The 14,213-nt window shown below is 61.8% G+C and carries 15 protein-coding genes; 1 reads left to right on the forward strand and 14 read right to left on the reverse strand.

The genetic code is table 11. The annotated features are described in order from the left end of the window. Window positions 1–24: 24 nt before the first annotated feature. A complete protein-coding gene (locus AA0Z93_RS03500) occupies window positions 25–1,098 on the reverse strand; it encodes a diguanylate cyclase (RefSeq protein WP_413046377.1) in 1,074 nt (357 codons plus the stop codon). A gap of 180 nt (window positions 1,099–1,278) precedes the next feature. On the opposite strand from AA0Z93_RS03500, the gene AA0Z93_RS03505 reads away from it, so the two are divergent. Next, entirely contained in the window at window positions 1,279–2,187 is a 909-nt protein-coding gene (locus AA0Z93_RS03505) for a bestrophin family protein (RefSeq protein WP_413046376.1), read from the forward strand. Here the strand turns inward: AA0Z93_RS03505 and AA0Z93_RS03510 are convergent. The 13 genes from AA0Z93_RS03510 to AA0Z93_RS03570 form a co-directional block, all read right to left on the reverse strand. After that, window positions 2,184–2,576 carry a lysozyme inhibitor LprI family protein gene (locus AA0Z93_RS03510; protein ID WP_413046375.1) on the reverse strand — a complete coding sequence of 131 codons (393 nt, stop codon included), beginning with the start codon at window positions 2,574–2,576 and terminating at the stop codon, window positions 2,184–2,186. The two genes, AA0Z93_RS03505 and AA0Z93_RS03510, sit on opposite strands and share 4 nt — an antisense overlap. Window positions 2,577–2,757: 181 nt before the next feature. After that, window positions 2,758–3,321 carry a GNAT family N-acetyltransferase gene (locus AA0Z93_RS03515; RefSeq protein WP_413046374.1) on the reverse strand — a complete coding sequence of 188 codons (564 nt, stop codon included), beginning with the start codon at window positions 3,319–3,321 and terminating at the stop codon, window positions 2,758–2,760. Between the two features lie 106 nt (window positions 3,322–3,427). After that, a complete protein-coding gene (locus tag AA0Z93_RS03520) occupies window positions 3,428–3,814 on the reverse strand; it encodes a YkgJ family cysteine cluster protein (protein ID WP_413046373.1) in 387 nt (128 codons plus the stop codon). Window positions 3,815–3,977: 163 nt separating this feature from the next. Continuing rightward, window positions 3,978–5,186 (reverse strand): alanine transaminase, encoded by a 1,209-nt coding sequence (alaC, locus tag AA0Z93_RS03525; protein WP_413046372.1) that lies wholly within the window; start codon window positions 5,184–5,186, stop codon window positions 3,978–3,980. A 171-nt stretch (window positions 5,187–5,357) separates the two neighbouring features. Then, window positions 5,358–6,485: a hypothetical protein gene (locus AA0Z93_RS03530; RefSeq protein WP_413046371.1), complete on the reverse strand. Its 1,128-nt coding sequence runs from the start codon at window positions 6,483–6,485 to the stop codon at window positions 5,358–5,360. A gap of 125 nt (window positions 6,486–6,610) precedes the next feature. Continuing rightward, the gene (cyoE, locus tag AA0Z93_RS03535) at window positions 6,611–7,498 is read right to left on the reverse strand and encodes a heme o synthase (protein WP_413046370.1); all 888 of its coding nucleotides are present in this window, start codon (window positions 7,496–7,498) and stop codon (window positions 6,611–6,613) included. Window positions 7,499–7,509: 11 nt separating this feature from the next. Next, window positions 7,510–7,851 carry a cytochrome o ubiquinol oxidase subunit IV gene (gene cyoD / locus AA0Z93_RS03540; protein ID WP_413046369.1) on the reverse strand — a complete coding sequence of 114 codons (342 nt, stop codon included), beginning with the start codon at window positions 7,849–7,851 and terminating at the stop codon, window positions 7,510–7,512. Next, window positions 7,851–8,474: a cytochrome o ubiquinol oxidase subunit III gene (gene cyoC / locus AA0Z93_RS03545; protein WP_296262988.1), complete on the reverse strand. Its 624-nt coding sequence runs from the start codon at window positions 8,472–8,474 to the stop codon at window positions 7,851–7,853. The genes cyoD and cyoC overlap by 1 nt, the downstream gene beginning before the upstream one ends. 3 nt (window positions 8,475–8,477) lie before the next feature. Further along, the gene (cyoB, locus tag AA0Z93_RS03550; protein ID WP_313738538.1) at window positions 8,478–10,496 is read right to left on the reverse strand and encodes a cytochrome o ubiquinol oxidase subunit I; all 2,019 of its coding nucleotides are present in this window, start codon (window positions 10,494–10,496) and stop codon (window positions 8,478–8,480) included. Window positions 10,497–10,499: 3 nt separating this feature from the next. After that, a complete protein-coding gene (cyoA, locus tag AA0Z93_RS03555) occupies window positions 10,500–11,444 on the reverse strand; it encodes a ubiquinol oxidase subunit II (RefSeq protein ID WP_413046368.1) in 945 nt (314 codons plus the stop codon). Between the two features lie 560 nt (window positions 11,445–12,004). After that, window positions 12,005–12,511, reverse strand: a complete 507-nt coding sequence (locus AA0Z93_RS03560; RefSeq protein WP_413046367.1) for a disulfide bond formation protein B — start codon at window positions 12,509–12,511, stop codon at window positions 12,005–12,007. Between the two features lie 389 nt (window positions 12,512–12,900). Next, window positions 12,901–13,089, reverse strand: coding sequence for a hypothetical protein (locus tag AA0Z93_RS03565; RefSeq protein WP_413046366.1), 189 nt, complete (start codon window positions 13,087–13,089; stop codon window positions 12,901–12,903). A 151-nt stretch (window positions 13,090–13,240) separates the two neighbouring features. Continuing rightward, the gene (locus AA0Z93_RS03570) at window positions 13,241–14,161 is read right to left on the reverse strand and encodes a LysR family transcriptional regulator (RefSeq protein ID WP_413046365.1); all 921 of its coding nucleotides are present in this window, start codon (window positions 14,159–14,161) and stop codon (window positions 13,241–13,243) included. Window positions 14,162–14,213 lie beyond the last annotated feature (52 nt).

Here is a 14,213-nt window from a genome sequence, read left to right on the forward strand (position 1 = left end):
TTTCCGCAACGACGCACGGGGGCTTCAGCCCGGTGCCACCGACGTCTCGCCGGCCAGCACGAAACCGGCCAGGACCACTCGGTTGCGCCCGCCGTGCTTGGCCTGGTAAAGGGCCATGTCGGCGGCATGCAGCCAGGCGTCGGCATCTACCAGCGCCGGGCCATGGGCGGCCACGCCGATGCTCAAGGTCACGCGCAACTGTCCGAAATCCGGATGGCGGAAGTCCTCGACGGCCTCACGTAGGCGCTCGAGAATCTCTTGCGCCTGCGCGGTAGAAGTTTCCGGTAGCAATACGCAAAACTCGTCGCCGCCATACCGTCCCATTGGATCGCGTTTGCGCAATTGCGCGGCGAGGGTGGCACTGATGGTACGCAGGATGCTGTCGCCCACCAGGTGTCCGTAGGTGTCGTTGATCTGTTTGAAGTGGTCGATATCGATCAGCGCCAGGTGCGTGGGTGCCGCTTGCGCGCGGCAGTGCTCGAACTCGCGTGACAGCAAGTCCTTCAAGGCACCGTGGTTGGTCAGACCGGTCAGGCTGTCGGTCTGGCTCAGACGGGCCAGGGCTCGTTTGTGCCGATTGAGTTCAGTCATCACCTGAAAGCAGATCATGCCGACGGCTATCGGGTAGATGAGCAGGATCGGCAGGCATGCCAGCATTTGCTGCTGGGTGGTGGGTGGCAGCAGCGGCGGGCCATACAGCCCGAACCCCAGCACCACGCCGATGGCTTGCGCGGTGAAGGTTTTCGACAGCATGTGCCAGCCACCGGCGGCGATCTTGTCCATGGCGACCATCGACAGGATGATCACGCTGGGCAGCGGGTTGAGCCCCATCACGCCAACCCAGGCGCCACTGGCGAACCCGTCGAACAGCAGGCTACGTTGCTCGGTGCGAAACGGGTTGGCCGATCTGCGCGCCAACTGAAACGCCACATGCGGCCAGACGAACCCATGCGCCAGTAGCACAAGCCAAACCCAAGCACCGGGCTGCAACGGCCAAATGCCGATCGCCACGCAGAAGAAGCCCAAGCCCGTGCCGACGGCGCGCGGTAGATACATGCGCCTGGCGAACGACAGACCCTTACCGGTGGGCTGATGCATGGATGAGTACCGAGTGGATGGAGTGTCGGGGTCGACACAGATCTAGGTAAGGGTGGCTACCCCACGGGAAGGCATTGTGCCATCACCAATCGGATCGGTACACATCCGCTCAAATGCCCACGCGAACCTTGCCCATGTCTCGGCGTCCGATGCTCACCGTCATGCACACGAGGTCGTGCCTTGAAAGATTACATCGCTCGCAAATTCCGTCTGGTGACGAAAACCTTGGGCTACATCGGTTGGTCGCTGTTCTGGCTGCTGATCTGGGACGTGGTGGTCACCATCGACTTCATGCTGTTCCTGAACAGCAAGTTCAACCTGCCGTTGATTCCACTCACCCTGCTCGGCTCCGCGCTGGTGGTGCTGGTGAGCTTTCGCAACAGCAGTGCCTATAACCGCTGGTGGGAAGCGCGCACGCTATGGGGCGCGATGGTCAACAACTCACGCAGTTTCGCGCGGCAGGTGCTGACCCTGGTCGACGATGACGACAACGAGCGGCTCAACCCGGTCAAAGCCACCTTGCTGCGCCGCCAGGTGGCCTACGTGAACGCCTTGGCCGCGCAACTCAAGGGCGAGCCCTGCCGCCCGGAACTGACGGCGTTCATTCCGCACACCGAATTCGAGCGGCGCAACGGTTCGAACAACTTCGCCAACGACATCCTGGCCGGCTCTGCCGCCTTGCTGGCGAGCGAATACAAGGCCGGTCGGCTCGACAGCATCCGCCTGGCGCGGCTGGAATCGACCATGGTCGACATTTCCAACGCGCAAGGCGGCATGGAACGTATCGCCAATACGCCCCTGCCCTTTCCTTACGTGTATTTCCCCCGGCTGTTCATCAGCTTGTTCTGCCTGATCGTGCCGGTGGGGATCGTCGAGTCGCTGGGTTGGTTCACACCGCTGGCTTCGACCGTGGTCGGCTTCATGCTGCTGGCCATCGAGCGCATCGGCACCGATTTGCAGAGCCCGTTCCGCGCCAGCGAACACCAGATCAAGATGGACACCATTTGCGAAACCATCGAACGCAACCTGGAGTCGATGCAGCGCGAAGCCTTGTGCGACGAACCGGTGCCTGAGCTGGAGCGGGTCTAGCCTTCGGGGTTGGCCAGCCGTTCGAGTTCGTCGGCGCGGTCGCGGGTCATGTCCTTGACGCACATCGAGGCGTCGACCCGGGACAGCGTGCCGCCGCCCAGGCTGCCATGGAAGCTGCAGTTGGCGTCACGGTAGGCCAGCCAGTTCCTCTGGACCGCACGCAGGTTTTGCTTCTGCGCGGTGTCGAGCTTGCCCATCAGTTGTTTGTAAGCAGCATTGAGGCGCTTGTCCTGGGCCTCGTGTTCGGTCTGGATGCAGGTTTGCATCAGCATCGTGCTGGACGCGGTGTCCATGCACTGGGTGTATGCCGCGGAATCCTCTGCCGCCTGCACGCCGGTGGCGGTGAGCAACAGCGCCGCGCCGGCGCCGATCAGGGAACGAAGAATCATGTGAGCTCCTTTCGGTTGGGTGGAAGGTGCGGCCGGTCTGGCTTCACCTGGTCTGGTGCGCAAACGCAGGCGCTTGCCGACTCTGGACTGCGCGCCGCCCGAACGGTTCAAGCGGCAGCCGCTCTGGCCCGGCAGTGTAGCGCTGGCATGTACTTCACAGCACGCCTTCGAGCCGCACCGTTCAGGCCACAGGTGGTTCCAGCAACAGACCGTACAGCCCCGAATCGGACAACTCCCCCGCCACGCACCAACGCGCCCGCAAGGTGCCTTCCAGCACGAACCCCTGCCGCTCCAGCGTACGCGCCGAGCCTTCGTTGCGCGGGTCGATTTCGGCTTCCAGACGGCGCAGTTGCAGGGTGTGGGCCAGGTAGTCGATGAAGCAGGTCAGGGCTTCGTCCATGTAGGCGCGGCCTTGCACGGCAGTGGCCAGGCAATAGCCGATCTCGCCGCGGCGCGACGCCTCGTCGAGGTTGAACAGCTGCACCATGCCGATCAGTTCGCCGCTGTCGCGGCGGTACATGCCCAGCTTGAGTTGCTGGCCTGCGATGTAGGCCCGGTGGTCGTCCGCCAGCGCAGCCTGCGCCTCGGCCACGCTTTGCCACGGCGCGTGGTGCCAATAACGCATCACCTGCGGGTCGGCCATGATGGTCAGCCAGACCGGCGCGTCGGCCTGGGTCATGGGGCGCAGTTGCAGGCGTGGACTTTCCAGGCAGAGGTCGAGAGGAAAACTGCGAAGCTGGGTCAAGCCGGACCTCCTTGGCATGTGCGGTCGAGTGACCGGGTAGTGTCGGCCGACCGGACGCGCCGGCCCTGGTCGATGGACACGCCGATGCTACCTCGCCACGCCCCTGTCACGCCACGCGCGCGCCGTCGTCGTCCGGCCAGTGCGGCTCGTTGGCGCCGGGCGGCGTCAGCGGTGGCAGGCCGTAGGCGGCGCGTGCCTTGTCGCAATCGGAGTTGTGCGCACCATCGATCCACGACGCTTCGAACTCCCGGCAGGGCGTGGAGCGGTTGGCGTAGATGCTGCAGCCCACCTGCTTGCCGATCTCGCCTTGCAGGCTGGTGCAACGACAGGGCTTGGCGTCGGTGCCGATCATGGCCACCCGCGACGGGCTGATCTGCACCACCAGGTCGTCGGGCACCAAGCCGCCCGAAGACTGGCATTCGCCCCAGAAGAAGGACACACGGAAGTACCCGCAGCAGGCGCCGCAGTCAAGGCAAGGGTTGTTTTCGGACATGATGCCACGGAGGGGGAAGGATTGAGGGAAGCGGGTCTGGCCCGCGCGCTCTTTGTAATCCAAGCCCAGGCGGCTGAGAAGAGGGGCGATGAAAAATAAATGGGTAGCCGATGGCTGGTCGAGCCGGCCTCGCCACGGGCGGCACCCGTGGCGAGGCGAATGCTCACTTGTGGGTCAGACCGTCGGCCCGGAACATCTGCCGAATGCCGCGGATGGCCTGGCGGATGCGGTCCTGGTTCTCGATCAGGGCGAAGCGCACGTGGTCGTCGCCATAATCCCCGAAGCCGATGCCCGGCGACACGCAGACCTTGGCCTCGGCCAGCAGCTTCTTAGCGAACTCCAGCGAGCCCAGGTGCGCATAGGCCTCGGGGATCTTGGCCCAGACGTACATCGACGCCTTGGGGTTCTCGACCATCCAGCCCAGCTCGTGCAGCCCTTTGACCAACAGGTTGCGCCGCTGGCGATACTGTTCGGCGATGTCGCGCACACATTGCTGGTCGCCTTCCAGGGCCGCGATGGCTGCCACCTGCAAGGGCGTGAAGGTGCCGTAGTCGTGGTAGCTCTTGATCCGTGCCAGGGCACTGACCAGCTCCGGATTGCCGACCATGAAGCCAATGCGCCAGCCGGCCATGTTGTAGCTCTTGGACAGGGTGAAAAACTCCACCGCGATGTCCTTGGCGCCCGGCACCTGCATGATCGAGGGCGCTTTCCAGCCGTCGTAGACGATGTCGGCGTAGGCTAGGTCGTGGATCACCAGTACGTTGTACTGCTTGGCCAGCGCCACCACGCGCTCGAAGAAGTCCAGCTCGACGCACTGCGCGGTGGGGTTGGAAGGAAAGCCGAGGATCATCATCTTCGGCTTGGGGATCGACTCGCGGATCGCCCGCTCCAGCTCGTTGAAAAAGTCCACCCCTGGCACCAACGGCACCGAACGCACCTGGGCGCCGGCGATTACCGCGCCGTAGATGTGGATGGGGTAGCTGGGGTTGGGCACTAGCACCGTGTCGCCCTGGTCGAGGGTGGCCAGCATCAAATGCGCCAGGCCCTCCTTGGAGCCGATGGTGACGATGGCTTCGTCGTCCGGGTCGATGTCGACCTCGTAGCGATCCTTGTACCAGCGGGAAATGGCACGGCGCAGGCGCGGGATGCCGCGGGAGGTGGAATAGCCATGGGTGTCGTCGCGCTGTGCGACCTGCACCAGTTTCTCGACGATGTGCGGCGGCGTGGCGCCGTCGGGGTTGCCCATGCTCAGGTCGATGATGTCCTCGCCACGGCGACGGGCGGCCATCTTGAGTTCGGCGGTGATGTTGAAGACGTAGGGAGGAAGACGATCGATGCGCGCGAAACGGCGCGGCGTGGGGGTATCAGCCATGGGGGCCTCTGCAGACGTTAGCGCCCGGAACCGTCCGAGCGACGTTGGCCACTGCGGTGGCCGAAACAGACAATACTGCCGTTCGACCACCTTTGAAAAGCGATATTTCTTGTTTAGGCCTTCGATTCAGGATTTTTCATTGAAATCGGATTTATAGACAACGCTCGAATATCAACGCAGGTGCCGGTAACTGTCCACGCTGGTCTGCGTCGCGTGCAATCCCTCGCAGGGTTCGAGCGAATCGCCGGTGATCTTGCTGAACGCAGTGTCGTCGCTACCCAAGTGCACCCGTCGATCGTCCACCTTTCCCTCGGTCAACATCGTGTAGGACACCGAGCGCATGGCCACATACTGTTCGTCGTCCTGGGCCATCTGCTGGTGGTAGCCCATCAGTTGCCGATCATCCAACCCCAGCGTTTTATCCAGCTTCACCCCCCAACGGGCGAGGCACACTTCGGCGAAATGCCGCACCACCAGGCCTGGCGCTTTCAGCGCGTCGCCTCCGGCATCGCCATGTATCGAAGCATTGCCGACCAAGGTGGCATGCCGCCCGGGCATCGGGTAGACGTGCACGTGCGTCGTCGGCCGGGTCTTGGGAATCACGCAGGCGAAGCCTTTGGAGCGCTCGTCGCGCGAGTAGAAGCCTACGTATTCCTTGACGTTGTCTGCCAACTCGACCCGCTCGGTGCTGATGTTGCCCACTCCCGGCACCGGGTCGATGGCGAAGATGTTCACCGCCACCGTGCTCAACTCCGGGTCTGCGGCCATGGCGTTGGCCAGCATGTGGCAACTGATGCCACCCCTGCTCCACCCTACCAGGTTGACTTGCTCGGGTATCACCGGCTTGCGGAACTGATGGATGATCTGCTCCTGCAACTGCTGAGGCGTGGTCTTGCGTTCGCCGTAGTCGTAGGTGCGCCAGAACCAACTGCCCGTTTCGCTTGGCGGCGGGATCTCGACGCCTGCGCTCTGCAGCTTCTGGTACTCCTCTTCGCTCAAGTACTGGCGCTGCCAGTCGGCCTTGCCCTTGATCACCTGCAGGGCGTGCTGGACGTTTTCCTCCCAGCCCTTGCCGAACAGCTGGCCGGTCCAGTTGAAGTAGCGACCGGGCTCGACGAACAGCTGATCGTCCTGAAGATTGCCGCTGCCCGGCCCGTCCATGACGATCCAGTCAGCGAACTCGCGGCCCTGGTCATGGCTGGCCAGGGTCGAGACCAGCTCGCCGTTCCAGTAGCTGACGTTGTGGGCATCGAAGCTCTGCGAGCCGGTGCCACAGAAATACACGGTGAATACGCTCATGTGTTTGCGTCCTGTTCAGTGAAGAGGCGCAAGACTGAGGCGGATCGCATGGGGATCGCAGAGGGAATCGCGCGCATAAAAAAACCCTGGCACCAGGCCAGGGTCTTTCGATTGCCGCGCTGTCGTTACCGCGCGTAGGTCATCAGCACATCGGCTGCGGTTTGGCTGTCCACCGACATCATCAGGCTCAAGGCCATGACGGTGAGGATCGAGAAGCCGAACACCTTGCGTGCCCACTTGCTGTCGTCCTGGGCCTTGTAACCGCCCCAGGCCATGTACAGCCAGTACAGGCCCATCGCCGCTGCCACCACCAGGTAGCCGATGCCGGCGTAACCGCCGAGGGTCAGCATCAAGGTGGCCAGCACGAAGGCCAGGATGTACAGCAGGATCTGCTTCTTCGCCGCCAACACACCGCGTGCCACCGGCAACACCGGAATGTTGGCAGCACGGTAGTCGTTGAAGCGGAAGATGGCGATGGCGAAGCTGTGCGGCATCTGCCACAGGCTGAACATCACCAGCAAGGTCACGGCGGCCAGGTCGAAGCTGTTGCTCACGGCGCAGTAACCGATCACCGGAGGCATGGCACCGGACAGGCTGCCGACCAAGGTGCCGTGCACCGACTTGCGCTTCAACCACAGGCTGTAGAAGCCGACATAGACCACGAAACCTGCCAGCGCGCAGTAGGCCGCCAGCGGATTGGCCTGGACGTACAGCAGGCCGAAGCCGGCCACGCCCAGCAGCGTCGCGTAGACCAGCGCCACGGTCAGGGACATGCCGCCCTGGACCATGACGCGGTTCTTCGTACGCTCCATCTTCTGGTCGATGTCGCGGTCGATGCAGTTGTTGAATGCACAGCCGGAAGCCACCACCAGGCACGTGCCGACGATCACTGCCAACAGCAGCATGAAGTCGATGTGTCCCTTGGCAGCCAGAAAGAAACCGCCTGCCACGGAAATCACGTTGCCGAAAATGATGCCGGGCTTGGTGATCTGGATGAAGTGCTTCACGGACATGCAGTCTTACCTCACTTGGCCATCATTTCGAAGTGGATGCTGAAAATGATCCACAGCGACAGGCCGACCAACAATGCGATCACCATGACGGTGAAGAGGAACGTCGTCAGGTTGTTGCGTTGTTGCTTCGAGCGGTCCATGTGCAGGAAGTAGAACAGGTGAACCACGACCTGGACGACGGCGAGCGCGACGATGACCAGGATGGTCGTGCTCTTGGTCAGGTTGAACATGCCCGGGTACATCGCCATCGCGAATGGAATCGCGGTCAGGATCACCGACAACACGAAGCCGATGGCGTAAGACTTCACGCTACCGTGGTTGTCTTCGTGGTGTGTGTCGTGTGCATTGGCCATTACAGAACCCCCAGCAGGTAGACGACGGTGAAGACGCAGATCCAGACCACGTCCAGGAAGTGCCAGAACAGGCTCAGGCAGCTCATGCGGGTCTTGACGCTCGGCGTGATGCCCTGGGTCTGCAGCTGGTACATCAGTACCGCCATCCAGATCAGGCCCGAAGTCACGTGCAGACCGTGGGTGCCTACCAGGGCGAAGAAGCCCGACAGGAAGCCGCTACGGGTCGGACCGAAGCCTTCGTTGATCAGGTGGTGGAACTCGTAGACTTCCATCCCGATGAAGCCGGCACCGAACAGGAAGGTGACGGCCAACCAGCCCAGCACACCGCCCTTGTTGCCCTTGAACATCTGCAGCATGGCGAAGCCGAAGGTGATACTGGACAGCAGCAGCAACCCGGTTTCGACGGCCACGAACGGCAGTTCGAAGATGTCGTGACCCGACGGGCCGCCGGCAAAACTGCCGGACAGCACCGCGTAGGTGGCGAAGAGCGACGCAAACAGGATGCAGTCGGTCATCAGGTAGAGCCAGAAACCGAAGACGGTCATCTGGCCCGAGTCGTGGTGGTGATCGTCGTGACCATGGTCGTGACCATGATCACCAGCGTGGATTACATGACTGGACATTGATTAAACCCGTTCAAACGTTTCGACACGAGCGCTACCGGTAGGTACGCCGGCGAGCTGCAGGGCCCGTTGACGTTCACCTTCGATGCGCGCCACTTCCTCGGCAGGAACCATGTAGCCCTGGTCGTCACGTGCAGCGTGGCGAACGAAGACCGCGATGGTCGCAACCAGGCTGACGCCGACCAGCCACCAGATGTGCCAGACGAAGGCGAAACCGAAGACCGCCAGCAGCAGGCCCATGAACACACCGGTCGAGGTATTGTTCGGCATGTGGATCGCTTCGTACTTGGCCGGAGCCTTGTACGCAACGCCCGCATCCTTGGCTTCGTGCCAGGCGTCCAGGCCGACTTTTTCCGGCATGGTGGCGAAGTTGTAGAACGGTGGTGGCGACGAGGTCGACCATTCCAGGGTACGGCCGCCCCATGGGTCGCCCGACACGTCCAGGTTCTGGTTGCGATCGCGAACCGATACGTAGAGCTGGATCAGCTGGCAGGCGATACCGCAAGCGATCAGCGCGGCGCCGGCGACGGCGACGTACAGGTAGGGTTCCCACAGTGGGTTGTCGGTGTGGTTCAGACGACGGGTCATGCCCATGAAGCCCAGCGCGTACAGCGGCATGAAGGCCACGTAGAAGCCAGAGATCCAGAACCAGAACGCGGCCTTGCCCCACTTCTCGTTCAGGGTGAAACCGAACGCTTTCGGGAACCAGAACGCGAAGCCTGCGATGTAACCGAAGACGGCGCCACCGATGATCACGTTGTGGAAGTGCGCGATCACGAACAGGCTGTTGTGCAGCACGAAGTCCGCGCCCGGTACGGCCAGCAGTACGCCGGTCATGCCACCGATCGAGAAGGTGACCATGAAGCCCAGGGTCCACATCATCGGCGGGGTGAAGCGCACGCGACCTTGGTACATGGTGAACAGCCAGTTGAACAGCTTCACACCGGTCGGGATGGAGATCAGCATCGTCGCCAGGCCGAAGAAGGTGTTGACGCTCGCGCCGGCACCCATGGTGAAGAAGTGGTGCAGCCAGACCGCAAAGCCGAGGATGGCGATCGCACCCGATGCGTAGATCATCGCGTGGTGGCCGAACAGGCGTTTGCTGGAGAAGGTCGAGGTGACTTCCGAGAACACGCCGAAGGCCGGCAGGATCAGGATGTAGACCTCAGGGTGACCCCACGCCCAGAACAGGTTGACGTACATCATCGGGTTCCCACCAAGCGAGTTGGTGAAGATGTGGAAGTCCAGATAACGGTCAACGGTCAGCAGGGCCAGTGCGGCGGTCAGGATCGGGAACGAAGCCACGATCAGGACGTTGGCCCAGGTGCAGGTCCAGGTGAAGATCGGCATGTCCATCAGTTTCATGCCAGGCGCGCGCATCTTGGCCACGGTGACCAGGAAGTTCACGCCGGTGAGCGTCGTACCTAGCCCTGATAGCTGTAGCGCCCAGATGTAGTAGTCGACACCTACCCCCGGACTGTACTCGATGCCAGAGAGCGGCGGATACGCGACCCAACCGGTCTTGGCGAACTCGCCGACACCCAGGGAGACGTTGACCAGGATCACGCCTGCGACCAGCAGCCAGAAGCTCAGGGAGTTCAGGAACGGGAAGGCAACGTCGCGCGCACCGATCTGCAGAGGCAGGGCCAGGTTCATCAGGCCGGTGAAGAACGGCATCGCCATGAAGATGATCATGATCACACCGTGGGCGGTGAAGATCTGGTCATAGTGCTCTGGCGGCAGATAGCCTTCGGAGCCGCCGGTGGCGAGGGCTTGCTGGGAACGCATCATGATGGCGTCGGCGAAGCCGCGCAGCAGCATGACCATGGCGACGATGATGTACATCACGCCGATCTTCTTGTGGTCGACCGAAGTCAGCCACTCGCTCCACAAGTAGTTCCACTTGCGGAAGTAGGTGATGCCACCTGCCACAGCGATACCGCCGAGCGCGATGATGGCAAGCGTCACCATCACGATCGGCTCGTGATACGGTATCGCCTCCAGACTTAATTTACCGAACATCTCTTACTCCTCTGCCCCGGCAGCTGGTTGCTTACTCGAATCCACACCCTGGGTTGTGGCCAGATCCTTGCTGCCTTCTTTTTCGTGGCTAACACGGCCGCGGTTCATGCCTTCGTACTTGTCGACGATCAGCTGGAACTGCTCAGGCGATGCCTCGCTGTACAGCACGACTGGATTGTTTTCGCTAGGTTTGGCCAAGGCGTCGTAGGTTGCCTTGTCCAGCTTCAACGGCGAACGCTTCACTTCGGCGACCCATGCATCGAAGTCGGCCTGGGACGTGGCGGTCGCCTTGAACTTCATGCCGGTGAAACCGGCGCCGCTGTAGTTGGCGCTGATGCCGTCGAACACACCTTCCTCGTTGGCGATCAGGTGCAGCTTGGTGGTCATGCCCGCCATCGCGTAGATCTGGCCACCCAGGCCCGGGATGAAGAACGAGTTCATCACGGCGTCGGAGGTGACGCGGAAGTTGACTGGGGTGTTGGCCGGGAAGTTGATCTTGTTCACCGTGGCAATGCCTTGCTCGGGATAGATGAACAGCCATTTCCAGTCTAGCGCCACCACGTCGATCTGCACCGGCTTGACGTCGGAGTCGAGCGGACGGTACGGGTCCAGGCGGTGCGTGGACAGGTAGGTGACATAACCCAGGGCGATGATGATCAGGATCGGGATGATCCACACCGCAGCCTCGATCTTGGTCGAGTGCGACCAGTCGGGGGTGTAGGTGGCCGACTTGTTGGAAGCACGGTACTTCCAGGCAAAGGCCAGGGTCATGATGATGACCGGCACTACCACAAGCAGCATCAGGCCGGTTGCGATCAGGATCAGGTTCTTTTGCTCAATGCCGACCTGGCCCTTGGGGTCGAGCAGGGTCCAGTTGCACCCACTGAGTAAAAGCATGCCTAAAACGGGCAATATGCCAAACAGTCTGGGGTAACGCTTTTTACTCATCTCACGACCTCTAGATCAGCTTGCTTCAATGCAATTGTGTTTTGGTAGCCAGCGTTCCTTCCTGCCAAACGCCAGCATTTCTTAGCTCGAATACGCGCCGGCCAACGATCCGACTGCAGGACTTGGCGAGGAGCGTGTTCGACGGTGCTTTAGGTACTATAGGCAAACGGCCTGTGCTGCAGACCAAGTCCATTTGGTGCGAGAAAAACGCGGAGGGGTATCCGCCCGGAATCGCCGCAGGCGAAACTTGACGAAGTCAGCAAAAAGGAGCGCTGAGGCTTCCTTCTATCCTGCGACTCGCAAGCAGTTGCCGAACGGAAATTGGGGGCGATTGTAGTTAGCTAGCCAGACGGTGACTATGACTTATTGAGCAACAGTCCTTTACATAAACCGTAACAATCGGCCATGCAAAATCAACTTTGCGACAGTTTGTCGCACCCCGTCAGGAACCCCTGCAAGCCTTTGAATACGCGGCTTGCAGCGCTATCGAACAGTCCCACGGAATAGTTGCCGCAGTTGTCAGGGACTCCTTGAAAGCCCCCTCCCCTGCGGCATTTTGCCTAACCCTTGCGGCGGTTGCGCACGATGCCCAGCGGCACCAGTACCGCGGTGAGCACGAAGGCCACCAAGGCCCACTGTGCCAGCGACAAACCGAGGATGGGCGGGTAAGGCGTGCTGCAGAAACCGTCGACCTGGAACGCCAGCGGCCACAGCTTGGCCAGGGGCAGGTCGTCGACGATCGGTTGCAGGGTGTCGATACCGCAGCTGACCATGGGGTTGGCGAGTATATAGACATGGTTGCCCGCAGCAACGATCCCACCTATGGCACTGGCCACCACCAGCGCTTCACATACCGTCAGGCTGCGCCGCCCAGGCATGGCCGCACCGAGAAAGGCGAACACCGCGATGAACAGCAAGGCGTAGCGTTGCAGGATGCACAGCGGGCAAGGCGCCTCGCCCAGGACGACTTGCATGTACAACGCGCCGCCGATCAGCGACAGGCAGATGACTCCAAGCAAAACCAGAAAACGCCGTTCCCGGTTCAAGGTGGAGGAGAGTTCGTTCATTGCCGGGTCCTTCGATGGAAGAGGCTTCGGTGGAAAATCACGGCGCACACCTGAGTCGCTAGGACCCGAGGTAGGTGAATCGGTTCAACGAGGGGCCGATTCCGGATACGCCTCAGGGTCGGCAACAAAGGCTGCGACAGCGGGAGTGAAGAATACAGAGATTAATGAAGGATTAAAGGTAAACGAGAGGGATGCGCTTTCATTTAAGACGCGCAGGGGTAGAGGTGCCCATAAGGCAGCCGGAGCGGCAAGAAGGTAGAGGATCTTTGCGGGGTGTAGCTACGGGCATCGCATGTACGAGGGCCATCGGTGACGTTACCGGGCCCTCGCATGTGCGAATCTGCACTGACCAGCACCTGTCAGGCGCAAGCCGCGCCCCAGGGTTGCGATCACGGACGTTTCTCGTTCAGCGACTCCTGCAGTGCGAGGGACGCCGCCAGGCGGGTCACTTCCAGATCGTTGTCGGAATACAACCGCTGACCGGCTTCGTCTTCGATGCAAAACGCTTGGGTGACCCCTGACTCGCGCAGCTCTTCAGGGACATCGCTACCGTGAACCTTGATGACATGAATGGACATGACGCTCTCCTAACCAGGACGTTGAATCATTTGGATGGAGGCGAACGGCGATAGGTTCGAACGGGGGTGGGGGTGATCCCGACCAACGGATTTGCGGGGATAGTTCCCTTGAAAAGATGTAATGCCGAGCGCTTGGCAGGCGTGGCCAGCGTCATGTCCGCCCGCCCGTATGGGCGATCAGATAGTCGATGAGCACGCGCACTTTCGCCGGCAGGAAGCGCGTCGGGTGGTAGAGCAGCCAGATCTCACCCTGGTACTTGCCCGGATCGAGCGCCCATTCGGGCAACACGTGAACGACCCTTCCGTGCTGCAGGGCGTCCCTGGCGATGAAATCCGGAAGGTTGGCGATACCCAGACCCTGCTCGGCGGCACTCAATCGTGCGCCCGCATGATTGGCGATGTAGCGGCCGCTGACCTGAACGGACTGCGTCCGATCCCCGCGCCGTAGCTTCCAGCGATGGTCATCCGGCGTTTCTCCCAGATACACGCACTGATGCTGGGCCAGGTCCGAAGGTACGCTCGGGACGCCATGGTCTTTCAAATAGCCGGGGGACGCGCAGAGCAGCCAGCGGACCCTGCCCAGTGGCCGCCCGGCCAGTCCTTGCGGGGGGCGATCGGTAAGACGGATCACCAGGTCCAGGTCGTCTGCGAGCGGGTCGGCGTCGAGGTCGTTGAAGACCAGTTGCACGTCGATCTGCGGGTGGTGCCTGAGGAAGGTCAGTACCAACGGGTGCAGTACCGTGCGCGCGAACTGCGTGGGCGCGCTCAGCCTGACCCGTCCTCTGGGCGCAGTGACGAGCTCTGCGGCCACGTCCACCGCACTGCTGGCGGCTTCGAGCATGCGCGTGCAGTGGCGGTACACCTCCAATCCGGATTCGGTCGGACGGATCCGCCGCGTCGTACGCTCCAGCAGTTGCGCACCCAGCGATCGCTCGAGGCGCTTGATCTGCCGGCTCACCGAAGAAGGCAGGCTGCCGAGCTGGCGGGCCGCTTCCGAGAAGTTGCCCGCGTCGATGACGCGGACCAACAGCGCCATATCGGCGAGGGATTCGTGCAACTGGGCAGGGGTCATCGGCATGTCGTCAGAAGGATTTGTGCAAACGCAGCATAACTGATGTGTCGTC

Source organism: Pseudomonas phoenicis, from assembly GCF_047302395.1.
Classification (GTDB): Bacteria; Pseudomonadota; Gammaproteobacteria; order Pseudomonadales; family Pseudomonadaceae; genus Aquipseudomonas.